General features: G+C 35.0%; 18 protein-coding genes. 17 read left to right on the plus strand and 1 reads right to left on the minus strand.

From position 1 onward, the window contains the following. The first annotated feature begins 55 nt into the window (after positions 1-55). The 15 genes from LCP48_RS03720 to prfB all read left to right on the plus strand — a co-directional run bounded on the left by LCP48_RS03720 (position 56) and on the right by prfB (position 16,196). Positions 56-1,858 carry a motility associated factor glycosyltransferase family protein gene (locus LCP48_RS03720; protein ID WP_225340718.1) on the plus strand — a complete coding sequence of 601 codons (1,803 nt, stop codon included), beginning with the start codon at positions 56-58 and terminating at the stop codon, positions 1,856-1,858. 6 nt (positions 1,859-1,864) lie between these two features. Then, on the plus strand, positions 1,865-2,206 hold the full coding sequence (locus LCP48_RS03725) for a hypothetical protein (RefSeq protein ID WP_225340719.1): 342 nt from the start codon (positions 1,865-1,867) through the stop codon (positions 2,204-2,206). A gap of 65 nt (positions 2,207-2,271) precedes the next feature. Then, positions 2,272-3,312: an N-acetylneuraminate synthase gene (gene neuB, locus LCP48_RS03730; RefSeq protein ID WP_225340720.1), complete on the plus strand. Its 1,041-nt coding sequence runs from the start codon at positions 2,272-2,274 to the stop codon at positions 3,310-3,312. Beyond that, on the plus strand, positions 3,309-4,445 hold the full coding sequence (gene neuC, locus LCP48_RS03735) for a UDP-N-acetylglucosamine 2-epimerase (RefSeq protein ID WP_225340721.1): 1,137 nt from the start codon (positions 3,309-3,311) through the stop codon (positions 4,443-4,445). Before neuB ends, neuC begins: the two co-directional genes overlap by 4 nt. 1 nt (position 4,446) lies before the next feature. Next, positions 4,447-5,124, plus strand: coding sequence for an acylneuraminate cytidylyltransferase family protein (locus LCP48_RS03740; protein ID WP_225340722.1), 678 nt, complete (start codon positions 4,447-4,449; stop codon positions 5,122-5,124). Beyond that, positions 5,121-6,245 (plus strand): polysaccharide pyruvyl transferase family protein, encoded by a 1,125-nt coding sequence (locus LCP48_RS03745; protein WP_225340723.1) that lies wholly within the window; start codon positions 5,121-5,123, stop codon positions 6,243-6,245. Before LCP48_RS03740 ends, LCP48_RS03745 begins: the two co-directional genes overlap by 4 nt. 333 nt (positions 6,246-6,578) lie before the next feature. Next, the gene (locus tag LCP48_RS03750; protein WP_004227547.1) at positions 6,579-6,968 is read left to right on the plus strand and encodes a flagellar protein FlaG; all 390 of its coding nucleotides are present in this window, start codon (positions 6,579-6,581) and stop codon (positions 6,966-6,968) included. 26 nt (positions 6,969-6,994) lie between these two features. Continuing rightward, positions 6,995-9,244 (plus strand): flagellar filament capping protein FliD, encoded by a 2,250-nt coding sequence (gene fliD / locus LCP48_RS03755; protein ID WP_004227546.1) that lies wholly within the window; start codon positions 6,995-6,997, stop codon positions 9,242-9,244. An 18-nt stretch (positions 9,245-9,262) separates the two neighbouring features. Next, a complete protein-coding gene (locus tag LCP48_RS03760) occupies positions 9,263-9,622 on the plus strand; it encodes a flagellar protein FliT (RefSeq protein ID WP_004227543.1) in 360 nt (119 codons plus the stop codon). A 203-nt stretch (positions 9,623-9,825) separates the two neighbouring features. Then, on the plus strand, positions 9,826-10,236 hold the full coding sequence (gene fliS, locus LCP48_RS03765; protein WP_004227541.1) for a flagellar export chaperone FliS: 411 nt from the start codon (positions 9,826-9,828) through the stop codon (positions 10,234-10,236). A gap of 181 nt (positions 10,237-10,417) precedes the next feature. Next, a complete protein-coding gene (locus LCP48_RS03770; protein WP_004227539.1) occupies positions 10,418-10,801 on the plus strand; it encodes a PilZ domain-containing protein in 384 nt (127 codons plus the stop codon). A gap of 90 nt (positions 10,802-10,891) precedes the next feature. Continuing rightward, the gene (gene hpf, locus LCP48_RS03775; RefSeq protein ID WP_004227537.1) at positions 10,892-11,443 is read left to right on the plus strand and encodes a ribosome hibernation-promoting factor, HPF/YfiA family; all 552 of its coding nucleotides are present in this window, start codon (positions 10,892-10,894) and stop codon (positions 11,441-11,443) included. 144 nt (positions 11,444-11,587) lie between these two features. Continuing rightward, the gene (gene secA / locus LCP48_RS03780; RefSeq protein ID WP_004227534.1) at positions 11,588-14,098 is read left to right on the plus strand and encodes a preprotein translocase subunit SecA; all 2,511 of its coding nucleotides are present in this window, start codon (positions 11,588-11,590) and stop codon (positions 14,096-14,098) included. A gap of 328 nt (positions 14,099-14,426) precedes the next feature. Then, positions 14,427-14,969 (plus strand): competence protein ComK, encoded by a 543-nt coding sequence (locus tag LCP48_RS03785; RefSeq protein ID WP_225340724.1) that lies wholly within the window; start codon positions 14,427-14,429, stop codon positions 14,967-14,969. A 122-nt stretch (positions 14,970-15,091) separates the two neighbouring features. Beyond that, positions 15,092-16,196, plus strand: a protein-coding gene (prfB, locus tag LCP48_RS03790) for a peptide chain release factor 2 (RefSeq protein WP_404805647.1) whose coding sequence is annotated in 2 segments (ribosomal slippage) — positions 15,092-15,166 and positions 15,168-16,196 — 1,104 coding nt in all. Because the reading frame shifts where the segments join, the coding sequence is not laid out codon by codon here. A gap of 43 nt (positions 16,197-16,239) precedes the next feature. On the opposite strand, the gene LCP48_RS03795 is transcribed toward prfB, so the two are convergent. Continuing rightward, the gene (locus LCP48_RS03795; protein ID WP_004227527.1) at positions 16,240-16,749 is read right to left on the minus strand and encodes a competence protein ComK; all 510 of its coding nucleotides are present in this window, start codon (positions 16,747-16,749) and stop codon (positions 16,240-16,242) included. Between the two features lie 227 nt (positions 16,750-16,976). Here LCP48_RS03795 and LCP48_RS03800 point away from each other — a divergent pair, with 227 nt between their 5' ends. Next, entirely contained in the window at positions 16,977-17,225 is a 249-nt protein-coding gene (locus tag LCP48_RS03800) for an IDEAL domain-containing protein (RefSeq protein ID WP_004227526.1), read from the plus strand. 512 nt (positions 17,226-17,737) lie between these two features. Continuing rightward, a complete protein-coding gene (uvrB, locus tag LCP48_RS03805) occupies positions 17,738-19,717 on the plus strand; it encodes an excinuclease ABC subunit UvrB (RefSeq protein ID WP_225340725.1) in 1,980 nt (659 codons plus the stop codon). Positions 19,718-19,724 lie beyond the last annotated feature (7 nt).

Consider the following 19,724-nt stretch of genomic DNA (forward strand, 5'->3'; position numbering starts at 1 on the left):
ACATTGAAGCCATAGCGCATTGCGCTATGGCTTTTTTACTGAAAGGAGTGAATTTATGTATATCGAAGATAATATTTCTTTCTTGACAAATAATAAGTATAACTGGGTTGCACCAATTACTGAAGATTTGGAGCCAATATTTAAAGGATCCGAGCCTAATGGTAATACATATTTCCAGTATAGTAGTGGTGAATATGTAGTTCTGAAGGATAAATTGGATAAGGATTACAAAAGTAGAGTTACACACAAGGAAATACTTGTTGTTTTTGGGGTATTTTCTGTTAATGAAATATCAAAACTATATCAAACTAAAAATAAAGACACCTTAATAATTATTATTGAACCTAATTTAACTGTATTTAATTATGTACTCAATAATAAAAATTTAAAAATTTTTTCACAACCAAATATAGTTTTGTTTGCAGACAATAGTCCAGAAAATATTATCACATTTTTACAGCCTATTATTTTTGATATTTCATATGTTCAATTATTGAAGAAGGTTAATTTTTATTTTACTGATTATTACCGTACAAACGATTTAAAATTAATGAAACAATATATTCAGTTAATACGACAAACCATTTTAGGAACAGTACGAGCCTTTGGAAATGATATTGTTGATAGTTTAATCGGTTTAGAACGTAATTTAAAGAACCTGCCTTATATTTTAACAGCAAAAGATACTGCTCAAATGAAAGATTTACATAAAGGTAAACCAGCTATTATTGTAGCAGCTGGCCCATCTTTGAATAAAAATTTTCATTTATTGAAAAGTGTTAAAGATAAAGCGGTTATTGTAGCGGTAGATACTATTGTAAAGAGATTGCTAGATGAAGGGATTATACCTGATTTTGTATGTTCAATAGAGCGAAGTGAACGTACATATGAATTTTTTTATCAAGAAAATAATATCCCAAAAGAAGTAACTTTTGTAGCACCAGCTGTAATAGAAACAAGGATATTAGAAGAATATAAAGGTAATATTTTACTACCGTTTAGAAATGAAATATCAGAAACTATGTGGTTACAGCGTATAATGAACCTACCGAAGGAATCAGGTATTTACATGGGTTCATCATGCGCTCACGTTGCGTTTGGTATTGCAGAACACTTGGGATGTTCACCGCTAATTTTAGTTGGACAGGATTTGGCCTTTAGTGATGATAGTGTGACTACACATGCAGAGGGTACTATATATCATAAACTTAATCGTGCACCAATCTCTAAAAGTAGACATGATACTGTAGAGGGATATTTTGGCGGAACAGTAACAACAACAGATACTTGGCGACAGTTTAAAGTATGGTTTGAAAAACGTATAGGTGAAGCCAATCTACATGTAATTGATGCTACTGAGGGTGGGGCTAGAATTTATTTTACAGAACGTAAAAGTTTGCAAGAAACGATTGCAAAATATTGTGAAAAAGATGTTCCTCATACAAGTACCTTACTTTCAAACATTAAATCTTACCCAATTGATAAGAATCAATTAAGAAATAATTTACAAACTGAAGTAGATTACTGTGAGGCATTATTAAAAAATATTATAATCTATTTTAAAAAAGTAGAAAATATGGAGATTGATTATAATAATTTTACAAAATACTATGATGAATTAACTGTCATTCATTATATAATCAAAGATGTTTGGGATAATGATTTATTATTGCATAACCTACAATCTTCAATATTGAAATATTTATGGGCATTAAATAGCAGGGAACAGATAATAAATAAAGAAAACGTACAAAATGAAAAAGAAGAACAAATAAAATTATTAGGGATAATGAGTAGAACGATATATGAAGTACAAGTAAATATTAAAGCTGCCCTATATGAAATAAATAAGGAGTAAATTTTAATGAATTTATATGAATTAGTTACTGATTTTAATACTTATATAAGTAAAGTTCCTAATGGTTGTTTATATATAGCCAATGCTTTAAGAAACAATGATCTAGCTAGTGCATTACAATCTATTCGTGATTTCTCAGAAGGAGCACTGTGGTTAGTTGATGCTACGGAGTTATTAAATAATAATAATATAATTTATGACCTAAGAATTAATGAGATACAGTATTTTTTAGAAATCATTAATGATAATTTAGAAAAGAAAAATTATCTTAAAGTTGCAGATATTTTTGAACAAGAGATTTTTTTATTTTTTAATGGTCAAAAATTGATAAGAAATTTTGATAGTTAACTATATAAAGGCTAAGTTCTTTGTTTAGAGCTTAGCTTTTTCTATAAAATATAGAGGTGATATTTATGTATACAGATTTTCAAATAGCTAATAGGAAAATTGGTTTAAGTTATCCACCAGTGGTAATTGCAGAAATAGGTATTAATCATGAAGGTTCACTTGAAGTGGCTAAGCAAATGGTAGATGCTGCACATCTAGCTGGTGCCGAAATGGTTAAGCATCAAACACATGTAGTGGAAGATGAGATGAGTTCAGAAGCAAAAAAAGTAGTACCAGGTAATACCGATGTGTCAATTTATGAAGTAATGGAGCGTTGTGCATTAAGTGAAGAAGAAGAAATTGAATTAAAAAAGTATGTAGAAGCTAAAGGTATGATTTTTATTAGTACACCTTTTTCACGTGCAGCTGCAGAGCGTTTAGAACGAATGAATGTACTTGCTTATAAAATAGGTTCAGGTGAGTGCAATAATTACCCTTTAATTGAACATATCGCATCTTATGGTAAGCCAATGATTGTATCAACAGGTATGAATGATATTAAAAGTATTAGTAAAACTGTTGAAATTATGGAAAGTTATAATGTCCCTTATGCATTGCTCCATTGTACTAATATTTATCCAACACCACCTGAATTAGTTCGCTTAGGAGGTATGCAGCAACTACAAAAGGCTTTTCCAAACTCGGTAATCGGACTATCGGATCATACAGTAAATAATAATGCATGTTTAGCTGCTACAGCATTAGGCGCGAGTATTTTAGAACGTCATTTTACCGATAGCAAGGATCGTCCAGGTCCTGATATTGAATGTTCAATGACGCCGAAAGAACTAAAAAATCTTATTGAAGGAAGTAAACAAATTGCCAGAATGCGGGGAGGTGTTAAAGAAGCTGCAAAAGAAGAACAAGTGACAATTGATTTTGCCTTTTCAACAGTCGTATCGATTAAACCAATAAAAAAGGGAGAAATTTTTACTAAAGAAAATCTTTGGGTGAAACGCCCGGGTACTGGAGCAATAAAGGCAGAACACTATAATGAAGTTTTAGGTAAAGTAGCTACAAAAGATATATTAAAAGATATACATATTGATTGGGGTATGGTTAAATGAAACGCATCGTATTTTTAACAGGTACACGAGCGGACTATGGAAAATTAAAAGCACTTATGCTTGCTGTCGAAAAAAGTGCGCAATTTGAGCTACAAGTCTTTGTAACAGGTATGCATATGTTATCTAAATATGGTTCAACATATAAAGAAGTAATAAAAGATGGTTTCTCGAATATATATCAATTTGTAAATACCCGTGAAAATCAAAATATGGATATAACGTTAAGTAATACGATTATAGGTTTTAGTAATTATGTTGAGGAAAATAAACCTGATTTAATAGTAGTACACGGGGACCGTGTTGAAGCATTAGCTGGAGCTATAGTAGGAGCTTTTAATAATGTAAGAGTAGCACATATTGAAGGGGGAGAAATCTCAGGCACAATTGATGAATCAATTCGTCATGCGATTACAAAGTTTGCACATTTTCATTTAGTTGCTAATGAGCAGGCGACTAAACATGTTATACAGCTAGGTGAAGATTCAAGTACTATATTTGAGATTGGTTCTCCCGATATAGATGTCATGCAATCTGGAAATTTGCCGTCATTATCTAAAGCGAAAGAGCGTTATGGGATTAAATTTGAGAGTTATCACATTGTTATGTTCCACCCTATTACTACAGAAATCGATACTATTCGTTATCAAGCAGATCAGGTAGTAACAGCAATACAACAATACAGCGATAACTTTATTGTAATCTATCCTAATAATGATGAAGGGAGCAAACAAATTTTCGATGCGTATGAACAACTAAAAAAATGTACTCATGTAAAAATTTTTCCTTCTATAAGATTCGAATATTTTTTAACCCTTTTAAAACATGCGAAAAGTATCATTGGTAATTCAAGTGCAGGTATTCGTGAAGCTGGTGTATATGCAACAGCTTCACTTGATATAGGTAATCGGCAGAAAGGTCGTTATAATGTATTAGAGTTGCCACATATAATACATGTAGAGCCAAGTACACAAGATATTCTACAAGCTTTAGATAAAATTAAATATCTAAATATAGAACCACAATCAATATTTGGTGCAGGAGATAGTGTTAAACGATTTATGAAAGTGTTACAAAATAGGGAATTATGGAATTCTCCAATTCAAAAGCAATTTATCCCAATAGGAGGTAAGTAAAATGTATAAAGGTAAACGTATAGTTGCCATCATTCCTGCTCGGGGTGGGAGTAAAGGAATACCTAATAAAAATATTATCGAAGTAGGGGGAAAACCTCTGATTGCATATACAATTGAGACAGCTCTCCAATCGAAATATGTTGATAATATTTTTGTAACAACGGATAGTGAAAAAATTGCTAAAATTAGTAGACAGTGGGGAGCAAGTGTCCCTTTTTTGAGACCGTCAATATTAGCAACAGATGAGGCAAAAATAATTGATGCAGTTATACATACATTGGAAAACTTACCTGAATTATATGATTATGTTTTAATTTTACAACCAACTCAACCTCTACGAACGACTATACAAATTGATAAAGCAATTGAATTAATAATCAATAGTCAAGAAGATAGTTTAGTTAGTGTATCTAAAGCAAAACAACATCCAATCCTAATGCGAACGATTGATGAAAATGGTAAACTGCAGTCGTTGTTGAGACAAAACAGTACAGTGCGAAGACAGGATTTTCAAGACATTTATATAGTAGATGGATCAATTTATATTAATGCTATTCCCGCATTAAATAATAACACGAGTTTAAATGATAATGATTTAGCTTTTATTACCAACTCAAAGATGGTTGATATAGACGAATTTGATGATTTAGAAAAACTAGAGGAGTTAATTAAGAGATGAAAATAAAGATAGCTCATTTGGCAAGTTTTACAGGAAATATTGGTGATATAGCTAATCACGAAAGTTTTTATTATAATTTCAAAAAGGCATTAGGCTGTGATATAGAGATTACAAAATTAGAAATCAGAGATTACTATTTAATATGGAATAATAAAAAGTTTGATAATGATTTTATTGATTTGGTGAATCAACATGATTTGTTTATTATTGGTGGTGGAAATTTGTTTGAACTATGTTGGGATTATTCAGAAACAGGGACTACAGTTAACCTTTCTAATGAGCAGCTAGATATGATAACTACCCCCATTTTAATTAATGCAATTGGATTAGATGTAAATAAAGGAGTTAACAAAGAAAATATAAAGAAATTTAGTGATTTTATTGCAAAATTACAAGAAAAAAATTCTTTTTTCACAGTAAGAAACGAAGGCTCTTTTGATATAGTAAAAAAGTTTTTCCCTCAGTATGAAGAATACATATTAAAAACTATGGATAATGGTTTTTATTTATCTGATATTATAAAAGATAAAAAGAACAAAAAAAAATATATAGGTATAAATATCGCTAAGGACATGGCTGATATAAGATATGAGAAAATACCATATGAATGTTTTATAGAAGAAATTTGTAAGGTGATTGAAAAGATTTGTAATGAAACTGACTATAAGATAATGATGTTGCCTCATATTTATTCAGACTTTGAAGCAATTATGGATATAATGGAAAGTTTAGACAATCAATTAGTAAGAACTAGACTGTCTATTGCCCCATTAATACATGGTTTAGAATTAGATACATTTAATTATTATCGACAATGTAAAGCAATATACGCAATGCGTTTTCATGCGAATGTTTGTGCTATATCTCTAAATATTGCGACTGTGCCAATATTGAATTATCCTAAACACATTGAGCTTTATGATGATTTAGGCTACAAAGAACGAGTAATTGATACAAATAATAAAAATTTTGTTTCTAAGTTAAATGCATATACTGAGAAAATTATTAGTAATGATTTTTATAATATAGATGCAGAAGAGTATATTAAGAACTCTAAGGAAGTTTATTATAAAAAAATTAAAGAATGGTGGAATTGTAGAAGTGGATTTCCGTGTAGTTAGTCCTAGTTTGATGTTCTAATAATAAGCTGTATTCGAAAGTCGTTCAGAAAATTTAAATTTCCTGAACGACTTTATTTATTTCAGTTTTCTTGGATCTTAACATCTATATTTTGTAATTACTTATTGTCCAAGATATTTTATTTAAAGAACAGGAACAATAGTTAGTGGCTGAAATTTGATATTTCAATATACTAAGATACCATTAATTTTGTGGTATTTTTTACCTTTTAATTTTCTGTTTAAAAGGTAATTAATAAAAAACTGTAACTCTCTTTTTTTTGTCCGATACTAATAATAACAATATTTGTATTAGATTATAGGAGGTATAAAATTATGCGCATTTCAGGAAATGCAGATACTGGTGCAGCAACTATTCAACAGCAAGTCTCCTCTAATGCACCAGCAGTGGAGAAAGTAGTAACGCAAGGAAGCGACACTACAATGAAAAGTGCTACACCGATTGTTGAACAAATACAACAACTTAGTAATGATGATGAAACAAAAGCAAAAGTACAAGAAGTTGTCGATAAAATGAATAAAATGCTGGAAGTAAATCAGAGTGCTGCAAAGTTTAAGTATCATGAGGGTTTAGAACGTTATTATGTAACTGTAGTAGATAGTGCTACTGATGAGGTATTAAAAGAAATCCCACCGAAAAAGTTACTAGACGCTTTTTATGAAATGCAAAAGCTATTTGGGATGATTGTAGACGAAAAAATATAATTATATTTTAAAATGGAGGACTATTTATGGTAATGCGAATAGGTGGATTAGCATCAGGGATGGACATAGATGCTTTAGTAGAAAAATTAATGAATGCAGAAAGAGCGCCATTAAATAAGCTTTTACAAAATAAACAAAAATATGAATGGCAACGCGATGCTTATCGGGATGTCAATACAAAATTAAAAACATTTGATACGTACATTTCAGATAACTTAGTGATAAAAAACTTAAGTTCAAAAACAGCAAGTAGCTCAAATTCAGATTTAGTATCTGCTATTGCTACTAGTAAGGCTACAGGAACACTTTCTATTGAAGGAGTTTCTCAATTAGCAGAGGCTGCCCGTACAACGAGTGGAAATACGTATGCAAGTAACTCTACAAATATGAGTACTTTGGTAGATGGAGCAAAATTTATTTCCTTTAAAGCACCAGGAGCAACAGAAGCAACAGAAATTGAAATTACGTCCAACATGACAGTAGAAGATTTTGTTAAGAAAGTAAATGATAGTGGTTCAGGTGTATCGGCGGTTTTTGAAAATGGTCATTTTTCTTTTACTGCTACAAATACAGGAGCTGGTAAAATAGAAATAAAAGGGTTGGATAGTAAAGGTGGCAATGATGTAGCTCTCACAAAGCTAAACTTAACTGAATCTGCCGGAAAAAATGCTGTCTTTACAGTGAATGGAATTGCTACTGAGCGAGCATCAAACTCTTTCTCTATTAATGGTTACAACATTACATTAAAAAAGACTTTTAATGAAGCTGCAGCACACGATGAACTTGTTAATATTGCAAATAAAAATTTTGAGAATGCAGAAAACAAATTAAATGAAGTTTTTGCTGAATTTGAACAAAAATATGGCATCACATTAAGTGGTAATGTTAATGACAAATTTACACAGATGAATAACGAACTTACAAGTATAATAGGCACACATCAAACTGCAGTAAATAATGGGATAAATGATTTGAAAAATGCAAGAAACACAAATATTAGTGTAGCGGTAACAGGTTTATCTCAAGATGCGCAGGATTTTATTAACTCATTAACAGATAAACAAAGAGTAGCCTTTGCTGCGAAAGATATTGAGAATGATGATTTATCTGATCTAAATTTCACACATGAACAGGCTGAAGCCTTCAGTAATCTAACTAGTGAGAAGTCAGCAATGAATGTTTTAACAGAAACTGACTTAACAAGAACAGCTGGCTCTGTTTACGATAATGTTTACAGTGCATTGTCAGCCGATGCGAAAAATGCTCTTTCTACAAAAACCTTTGATGAATTGAGAAACGACACATCACTTTCACCAGAAGATTTAAATATTTTGAATGCCTTAACAACCGAAGAAATCGCAGCGGTACAAGATGTTCATGATAAAACAAACTCATTGGCAAGTGCGAAAGCTGATTTAGTAACAGCAGTTACACATGGTTCTAATATGACACAAGCAAAAACAGCATATGATGATGCATTGGAATCAAAAAATAATTTACCGAGTGCTCCAACATCAACAACAACTGCATCATCTGTTACATTAACGTCAACAACAAACGTTGATGACATGATGAATAAAATTAAAGATTTTGTGAATATGTACAATTCATTCATTAAAGATTTAAAAGAGCAAACGACACAAACGAAATATCGTGATTATGCTCCATTAACAGAAGATCAGAAAAAAGATATGAAGGAAAGCGAAATTAAGCTATGGGAAGAGAAAGCGAAAAGTGGCTTACTTCGTAACGATTCACTTCTTCGTGACGGACTTTCTAAAATGCGCTCACTTGTTTATGAAGCTGTTCCTGGTCTTGAAGACTCAAAATTTAATACATTATTCAGTGTCGGTATCACGACTACTAAAAATTACAATGATGGTGGCGCACTAGAGATTGATGAAAAGAAATTACGTCAAGCATTAGAGGCAGACCCAGATGCTGTGGCTCGTCTATTTAAAAATGATGCTGGTAAAGACAAAGATGTTGTAGATGGTAAAGTTGTTGATACGCGCGGCTACCTTGCCAGATTGCGCGGATCAATGGATGAGTTTAAAATTTCAATTGAACAAAAAGCTGGCCGTGCAACAATGACAGATCAACAATATACGATTGGTAAAAACTTAATTGATACAGATAAGCGTATTTCTACATGGCAAGATAAGCTCAAAAATATTGAGGCACGTTACTGGAAACAATTCTCAGCAATGGAGCAGGCCATTAATAAGGCAAATCAGCAATCTGGAATGTTCATGCAACAAGGCGGAGGCTTCTAAATAAGGTAGGGGAAACATATGCAGCAAATAGATCAACTATTGCAAGCTTCAGCAAATTTATTTAAGCATTTGGGTGAAACTCCAAAAGGTGAAGACCGAGATGAATATATCGACACTATTAACAACATGTTAGACAAGCGTGGTGCCATTATTGAAGAATTGATGAATGATGGATTTCGTTTCGATGAACAAAATCGCATTCATCGTACATTGCTAGATTTAGATAATGGTATTAAAAAGCGTTTAGCAGATGTAATGGATGCAGTTAAACAAGACATGGCAAACCTACAAAAAACGAAGAAAAGTGAACAGCAATATTATAATCCTTACTCGAATGTTCGCGTAATGGATGGCATGTATTATGACAAAAAAAATTAATCGTTTATCTTCATTCATCGTGGTGGAAGTTGCTAGCTGAATGAAGATAAAGCTTTGGCAGATGTCATAGACTTTTTAAAAGGAGTGAATTGTGAGCATACAATTCAAAATCCAGACAAATTTACGCCGAGACGTAAATAGCTTTTCTTCGGAAAATGGTTTAAACTAGTAAATAAGTAACCTTTCAAAGGAGTTGTCCTTTATTGGCAGCAAATTTAACAGCACAAAACGCGTATAAACAAAATAGTGTGACTACAGCTTCACCTGGCGAACTGACATTAATGCTTTATAATGGATGCTTGAAATTCTTGCATAAGGCGAAACAAGCTATCCAAGATAAGAATATTCAAGAGAAAAATACAAACATTCAAAAAGCTCAGGCGATTATTAGTGAACTGATGTCTACACTCAATATGGATATTGAGATTTCGAAACAAATGCTACCTCTTTATGAATATATGAATCATCGTTTAGTAGAAGCCAACATTCAAAATGATGTAGCCATTATTGAAGAAGTGGAAGGATTGGTGACGGAATTTCGCGATACGTGGAAGGAAGTTATTCGCATTAATCGACAACAGCAATTTGGTCAGGGAAACAGCGGACAAATTTAGACACAATTAGAGACCATCGAAAGTGATGGTCTCTTTCTTGTTAAATCGTTATGATTATGAAATAGTCATAAATTAGGTCATTCAAAGGTAAAATATGTTACTTATTCCCTGTGGCTGTTAGTTGGGCATCATGGCATAATCAAAGCAATAAACATGTTTAAAAGAGTACTGGGGTGGGAATATGATCTTTAAGCGTCAAGAAGGTTTCCGATTTAAATTTAAGGAGCCGATTCAAATAACTTTTGCTATTTATGAGAATGGAAAGGTCAATCATGGACAAACGGCTATGGCTGAATTGTTGGATATTAGTCCACGTGGATTGAAGATGTTTACGGAAGTGGATTTAGGTATAAACCCTCCTCCATTAGATATCCATTTTGTGCTTGATACACAAGAAGTTCGAGCGTATGGAGAAGTAATTTGGAGTCGTCCATTTGGGAGCGGCAAGCAATACGGCATTTATTTTAATAATCAAGGACCAGTGGAAGATTTGATTGTTGGAGAACTAAAGCTTCGGCGAAAAAAGGAAGCAGCGGAAGCGAAAAAACAAAATAATAATTCATAAAAATTTTTGTAAAAAAAAGAATGATTTTAGAGGAATTTCACACACTTGTGTAGAAATAGATAGTATAGCAGTTATAAAGGAGGAGTTTACATGTTAAACTTTAACATTCGTGGTGAAAATATTGAGGTAACTCCAGCTATTCGAGAGTATGTTGAGAACAAAATCGATAAAGTTGAACGCTATTTTAACGAAGATGTTAATGCCAACGCTAATGTCAATTTAAAGGTTTACAATGACAAACAAACGAAAGTGGAAGTCACTATTCCAATGAAGAATCTAACTCTTCGTGCTGAAGAGCGTCATAATGATATGTATGCTGCTGTTGATCTAATTGTTGATAAATTAGAGCGTCAGATCCGCAAGCATAAAACAAAAGTAAACCGTAAATTCCGCGAGCGTGAAGGTGCAGGCCTTTATTTTGCTACTACTCAAGCAGCCGCAGATGCTGTGTCAGAGGAAGAAGAATATTCAATTGTTCGTACAAAGCAATTTGATTTAAAGCCTATGGATCAAGAAGAGGCAGTTCTACAAATGAATATGCTTGGACATGATTTCTATGTCTTTACAGATGCTGAATCGAACGGCACAAATATTGTATATAAACGTAAAGATGGAAAATATGGCTTAATTGAAACAACTTAAAACTTCATGATGACGAAGGCTCTCGCGATGGCGAGGGTCTTTTTTTGGTATGACAATCTTATGTAGTCGAGGTGACAGTTTGCATGAAACTGTTACACAATGGTAAAATGAAAGTTGAATCTATATAGGAAGTGAAAAACATTCATGGCAAACCTATTAAATAAATTATTTGATTTCAATAAACGTGAGCTAAAAAAATTAGAAAAAATTGCTGACCAAGTTGAGAGATTCGCTTCTCAAATGGAACAGCTTTCAGATGATCAACTACAAGCGAAAACAGATGAATTTAAAAAGCGCTATGCTGAGGGTGAGCATTTAGAGTCGATTCGTGCCGAAGCGTTTGCTGTTTGTCGAGAAGCGGCAAAACGTGTATTAGAGATGTACCCATTCCGCGTTCAAATCATGGGGGCAGCTGCTCTTGATGAGGGGAATATCGCGGAGATGAAAACCGGGGAAGGTAAAACTTTAACAGCGACAATGGCTGTTTATTTAAATGCCATCACTGGTAAAGGTGTACATGTTGTAACAGTCAACGAATACCTAGCGAGTCGTGATGCTGCTGAAATGGGACAACTTTATAATTTCTTAGGCTTATCTGTTGGGCTTAATTTAAATAGCCTTTCAAAAGATGAAAAACGTACTGCTTATGAGGCAGATATTACGTATAGTACAAACAATGAGCTAGGATTTGACTACTTACGTGATAACATGGTGCTTTACAAAGAGGAACGTGTACAACGTCCATTGCATTATGCTGTCATTGATGAGGTGGACTCGATCTTAATTGATGAAGCGCGTACGCCATTAATTATTTCGGGTCAGGCTGGGAAATCAGCACAGCTTTATAAACAATCAAATGCGTTTGTGCGTATGTTAAATGCAGAAACGGATTATACGTATGAAGAATCCACAAAAGGTGTTACGTTAACAGATGCAGGTGTGGAAAAGGCAGAAAAAGCATTTGGCATCGATAATCTATTTGATTTGACACATGTTCGATTAAATCATGCGATCAATCAATCATTAAAGGCGCATGTAAGTATGCATAATGATGTCGATTATGTTGTGCAGGATGGCGAAATTGTGATCGTTGATGGCTTTACTGGTCGTTTGATGAAGGGTCGTCGTTATTCTGATGGCTTACACCAAGCAATTGAAGCTAAAGAAGGCGTTGAGATTCAAAATGAATCGATGACTATGGCGACAATTACATTCCAAAACTACTTCCGTATGTATCAAAAGCTTGCAGGGATGACAGGTACAGCGAAAACAGAGGAAGAGGAATTCCGTAATATTTACAATATGAATGTTGTCGCTATTCCGACGAATAAACCGATTGCTCGTGATGATCGTGCTGACTTGATTTTTGCAACGATGGAAGGAAAATATAAAGCAGTTGCTGCTGATATCGCAGAGCGTCATAGAGCTGGTCAACCTGTACTTGTTGGTACAGTTGCTATTGAAACGTCTGAGATTATTTCTAAACTATTGGATAAACATAAAATTCCTCATAATGTATTAAATGCGAAAAACCATGAACGTGAAGCTGAAATCATTGCAAACGCTGGTACAAAGGGTGCAGTGACAATTGCAACAAACATGGCTGGACGTGGTACAGATATTAAACCTGGCGAAGGGGTACTCGAAATTGGCGGTTTAGCGGTAATCGGTACAGAGCGACATGAATCACGTCGTATTGATAATCAGCTTCGTGGACGTTCTGGTCGTCAAGGGAATCCTGGGGTTACACAATTCTACCTATCCCTAGAGGATGATTTAATGCGTCGTTTTGGCTCTGATAATATGAAGTCGATGATGATGCGCTTAGGTATGGATGATTCCCAGCCATTGCAATCTAAAGTTGTGTCGAGAGCTGTAGAATCAGCGCAGAAACGTGTCGAAGGTAATAACTTTGATGCGCGTAAACGATTATTACAATATGACGATGTACTACGTCAGCAACGTGAGATTATTTATAAAGAGCGTTATGATGTGCTAGAAACAGATAATATGCGTGTGCTTGTTGAGTCTATGATTCAAGAAACAATCGATAATGTTGTTAGCCTGTATACTCAAGGTGAACAGAAGGATTGGAACCTAAAGGCTATTGAAGACTTTGTAGCGGCTAATCTTTTAGAGGAAGGTCAACTTAAAGTATCTGATTTCCAAGGCCAGTCTGCTGAAGATATTAATCAGCTAATCTCTGATGCTGTTCATGTTCGTTATGATGAAAAAGAGGCAGAACTGACACCAGAGCGTATGCGTGAGTTTGAAAAGGTTATTTTATTACGATCAATCGATACAAAATGGATTGATCATATTGATGCAATGGATCAACTACGTCAAGGTATCCATCTGCGTGCTTATGGTCAAAACGATCCTCTTCGTGAATATCAACAAGAAGGCTTTGCGATGTTTGAGGATATGGTAGCCTCTATTCGCGAGGATGTTGCGAAATATGCGATGAAAGCAGAAATCCGCAATAATCTGGAGCGTGAAGAGGTGGCAAAGGGGCAGGCTGTTAATCCAAAAGAAGAAGGTGGCTCTGCGCCGAAAAAGCAACCAGTACGTAAAGCTGAAAACATTGGTCGTAATGATTTATGTCCATGTGGTAGCGGCAAGAAATTTAAAAACTGTCATGGCACAGCTCAATAATATCTAGGTGGAAAAATCATTTTAACTACGTGTTGAAATGATTTTTTCTTTGTAAAATAACTCAAAAATGAAGAAATTTTAGTATTAAAAGTCAGAATTTATAGACAATTGAAAAATGTGGGTATACAATAGCTGTAATAATAGGTATATAGTGCAAATTATTGATCCTATTATTATCCTGAATTTTTGATTGTGATACTAAGTCTTAAGGAGGATCGGGATTTTCAAGCAATCTTACTCATTGAAAATAGCGGGAATGTACGCATATTAGTATATTCCTTTTTATTTTGACTGGAAGCAACATAAAATGTATAAAGGGGGACTATAGATGCATAAAAAAGATGTTATGAATAGTGAAACAATGATGTATATGCCTGTGTACGATTCCTTTGGAAATTTATGTACGCAGGTGTATGAGAAAAATAATGTGTATATATCTACGCTACCACCAACGAAATTATTGGACTTTAATCTGCGTTATTTTGGTTCTAGTTTAAGAGGAGCGTTCGATGGTTCGAAAATGATCCTAGGTAAGCTTAATAAAAATCCTATTGTCGTGCACGAACGTTGTAATATTTTATGGTTCCCTAGTAGGTCTCCTCTACATCCTGACTGTATTTGGTTCGCTGTCCATCATATAGATGACTATGTAGCTGTGGATAAAAAGAAGACAAAGGTTACTTTTATGAATGGCAAGGAATTTATTGTGGATGTCAGTGTGAATGCGTTAGAGTCACGGATTCAAAAAGCTTTTTTATTAAAATATAGACTAGAGAAACGAACAAAATATTTACTTGTTCAGTATGACCGTGTGAAAGTATTTCAACGTCTTGCCAAGAATATGTTTGAGGACGAGACGCAGGATAGTTGACTTAATTCCATAAAACATCTGCTGAATAGTATGTTTTCGTTTCTAAAAACGTTATAATAAAAAGATACGGAGCTTTATGAATAAAGTGTTAGCTCCATGACTAACGTTCGGAGGATTTAACGATGATTGAATTAGCAGATGTACGCAATGTATTAGACACTACAGCCAAAAAATTGGCGGACTTTAGGGGGTCTCTTTGACTTAGAGAACAAAGAGGCACGTATTCAAGAGCTTGATGAAATGATGCTTGAGCCAGGCTTTTGGGATGATCAACAGGGTGCTCAGGTGATTATCAATGAAGGAAATGGCTTAAAAGCTATAGTCAATGAATATAAAGATTTAGTGGAAACACATGAAAATTTAGATATGACACTGGAACTTTTGCGTGAAGAACCAGACGAAGAATTACAAGAAGAACTAGGCAAAGAACTAGCAGAATTCCAACAAAAGATGGCTGATTTTGAACTTCAATTACTGCTAAGTGGCCCATACGATCAAAACAATGCCATTTTAGAGCTGCATCCTGGTGCTGGTGGTACAGAGTCACAGGACTGGGGTTCAATGCTATTACGTATGTATACACGGTGGGCTGAGAAGCGTGGATTTAAAGTGGAAACAGTGGACTATCTACCAGGAGATGAAGCTGGGATTAAATCTGTAACATTGTCAATTAAAGGTCACAATGCTTTCGGTTATTTACAAGCGGAAAAAGGTGTGCATCGTCTAGTACGCATTTCTCCATTCGATTCGTCTGGCCGCCGTCATACGTCTTTCGTTTCCTGTGATGTTATGCCAGAGTTTGACGACAATATTGAAATTGATATTCGTACAGAGGATTTAAAAATTGATACGTATCGTGCAACAGGTGCAGGTGGTCAGCATATTAATACGACAGATTCTGCCGTTCGTATTACGCATATTCCTACTGGTACGATCGTACAATGTCAAGCTGAGCGTTCACAGATTAAAAACCGTGAAAAAGCGATGACGATGTTAAAAGGGAAACTATATCAATTAGAACTTGATAAACAGCAGGCGCAATTAGATGAAATACGCGGTGAGCAAAAAGAAATAGGCTGGGGCTCCCAAATTCGTTCGTATGTCTTCCACCCATACTCGATGGTGAAGGATCATCGTACAAATGAAGAAACAGGTAATGTGGGTGCAGTAATGGATGGCGATTTAGATTCATTTATTAATGCCTATTTACGTTCAAAAATAAATTAATACCCAGATTCCCCAAGAGTGAGATGCTCTTGGGGAATCTTTGTTAAAAGGGTGGATGATAGGGTGCATCTTGACTAAGCTGTTTACGTTCACTCATGTAGTATTTATACAGCATAGAAGCGTTAAGAAATTGTTTACTAATGGATGCATATCGGATAGGTAGTTCGATTTGTTTATTATTTTTTAATGTTACAATACACCCCATTTCACTAGGTGTAATATTAATAATTGCATGAAGCCCTATCCATATATTGTGAATGGAGCTGGGTGAATAAGTTGGAAGAAAAATACAGGGATAACCATAATCAAAGGCCACGACGATTGGTAGCTTGTGTTGATTGCCGAAAAAACGTTTAGCCGATTGTTTTGCGGCTTCATAAGTTGATCCTAATGAGAGACAGGATTTTCGAAGGACATGCATCGGTTTGCGTGTAACAATCAGCTCATTATGCTTATCAATCACATGCGTGAAGACTTTGGAGTCGTGCTGAATGGGTTGCAGCAAATAAGTATTGAATGACATTAAGTAGCCGTTTACAAAGTTTGTTGTCATATAGGGAGTGCCTCCTTTTTTCTAGTGATAACGGTAGTGTAAAACAGAATATGACTTTCTTAAATTCGATGAAATAGTTGAAAATCGTTCAGAAAAGAACGAAATGCTTAGAGAATTTGCTCTAAATATCAATTGATTAATAGCTAATCCAAGATATTTTCGAATCGTAAGCATTGCTTTTTAATTTCAATTTTCATATAATTTAGAAAAGGATCGAGGTGAGATCGTTGGATAAATATTATTCGTATACAGATTTTCTGAAAGCCGTTGGTCAGTCGAAAAAAGTTGATGAGGCAGAGAAATTATTAAACGAGATTTATTTAGATTTATTTTTAAATCGTATCCAGCGTATGCATCGGCAAGAGCAGCTCATGGTTCTGATTGATAGAGCACTTGATGAAAAAGATGAAAACGCATTTTATCAATACGCATCCGAACTAACTTCCTTACAGCAAACAGAAGATGAATCATATTGACCAACCCGCTCTCCATATCTATTGGAGAGTGGGATTTTTTTGATTTTGAAAATAGTTGCATTGGATGTGAGGAGTGTATGTTTTGGTTAGAAAAAGTGGTTTTGCTTATAGAATGGGGAAAGTCATTTAAAAAGTTTGAGACGCTGTTTATAAAAAGTGAAAGCCGCTCCGATAAAGTAGAGTCCGCTCATAAAAAGAAGAGAGCCGCTCCAAAGGGAAGTGACCCTGCTCATAAAAGAAGGAGAGCCGCTCCAAAAGTACAGAGCCCGACTCGTGAGAGAGTGTGAGCTGCACATAAAGCAAAACAGGAAATCTCATCCATCGATGAAGCTTGAAAACCTAATAAAACGGCTATTATAAGAGTAATAAGTTAAATTGACCGTATTGTTATGTAATAAAAATTTTAGAGATGAAAAAAATTTTTACAAACATTCGTTCGTTAAATGTTCGAAATTTTAATATTGCTATGCTAAAATATATGTACAAATTGGAAGGAAAGGACGGGGACATGAGTGCAAACATTTGATTTACAAGCGCCATATCAGCCTAACGGGGATCAGCCACAGGCCATTGCGGAATTAGTGGAGGGTGTGAAAGCAGGCAAACGTCATCAAACATTGCTTGGTGCTACTGGAACAGGTAAGACGTTTACCATTTCGAATGTCATCCAGCAAGTCAAAAAACCAACACTAATCATGGCACACAATAAAACACTAGCTGGCCAGTTGTATAGTGAATTCAAAGAATTCTTCCCGAATAACGCCGTTGAATATTTTGTCAGCTACTATGATTACTACCAACCAGAAGCTTATGTACCGCAGACAGATACCTATATAGAAAAAGACTCTAGCATTAACGATGAAATTGATAAGCTGCGTCACTCTGCTACTTCTGCATTGTTTGAGCGTGAGGATGTCATTATTATTGCATCTGTGTCCTGCATTTATGGTTTAGGTTCTCCCGAAGAATATCGAGAAATGGTTGTTTCCATTCGTACAGGTATGGAAATTGAACGTAATCAGCTTTTACGCAAGCTTGTGGACGTTCAGTATGAGCGAAATGATGTTAGTTTTACTCGCGGAACATTTCGGGTACGTGGAGATGTAGTGGAAATCTTCCCAGCCTCTCGTGATGAGAATTGTATTCGTGTGGAATTTTTTGGTGATGAAATCGATCGCATTCGTGAGGTAGATGCACTAACGGGAGAGATTTTATCGGATAGAGAGCATGTTGCTATTTTCCCAGCATCCCACTTCGTTACACGAGAAGAGAAAATGCGTAAAGCGATTGAAAACATAGAAAAAGAATTAGAGGAACGACTTGCATTATTACGTGCAGAAGATAAATTACTAGAGGCACAACGTTTAGAACAACGTACACGTTATGACTTAGAGATGATGCGTGAAATGGGCTTTTGCTCTGGGATTGAAAACTATTCACGTCATTTAACATTGCGTGAAGCAGGTGCTACTCCATATACGTTGCTAGATTACTTCCCAGAAGATTTTTTACTTGTGGTTGATGAAAGTCACGTAACTCTTCCACAGGTTCGAGGAATGTACAATGGTGACCAAGCGCGTAAAGGTGTGCTCGTAGAACACGGCTTCCGCTTGCCATCAGCACTTGATAACCGTCCTTTGCGTTTTGAAGAGTATGAAAACCGTGTACATCAAGCAATTTATGTATCAGCCACACCTGGTCCATATGAGCTGGAGCATACACCAGAAATGGTAGAGCAAATTATCCGACCAACTGGATTATTAGATCCATTAATCGACGTACGTCCTATTGAAGGGCAAATCGATAATTTAATTGATGAAATACAAGATCGAATTGCGCGTGATGAGCGAGTTTTAGTGACAACGCTAACGAAGAAAATGTCCGAGGATTTATCGGCCTACTTGAAGGAAATGGGCTTAAAAGTAGAATACCTACATTCAGAAATTAAGACACTAGAGCGTATTGAAATTATCCGTGAGCTACGCAAAGGAACGTATGATGTGCTAATTGGTATTAATTTATTGCGTGAAGGTCTTGATATTCCTGAGGTGTCCCTTGTGGCGATTCTAGATGCTGATAAAGAAGGATTTTTACGTTCAGAGCGTTCTTTGATTCAAACTATTGGTCGTGCTGCTCGTAATGCGAATGGTCATGTCATTATGTATGCAGACCATGTAACAGACTCGATGAAAAAGGCGATTGATGAAACGAAACGTCGTCGTGCTTTACAAATGGCTTATAACGAGGAGCATGGTATAACACCTCAAACGATCATTAAGAAAATCCCAGATGTGATTCGTGCAACACAAGTAGCAGAAGAAGAGGAATCCTATGTAACAAAGGCAACAAAAGGCAAAAAGCTGACAAAGGCGGAAAGAGAACAGCTTGTGGCTTCTCTAGAAGTCGAAATGAAGGAAGCAGCAAAAGCGCTTGATTTTGAACGTGCGGCTGAGTTACGAGATACAATATTTGAATTGAAGGTAGAAGGGTGAATGACTT

The organism is Lysinibacillus capsici (assembly GCF_020217405.1).
Lineage (GTDB): Bacteria > Bacillota > Bacilli > Bacillales_A > Planococcaceae > Lysinibacillus > Lysinibacillus capsici.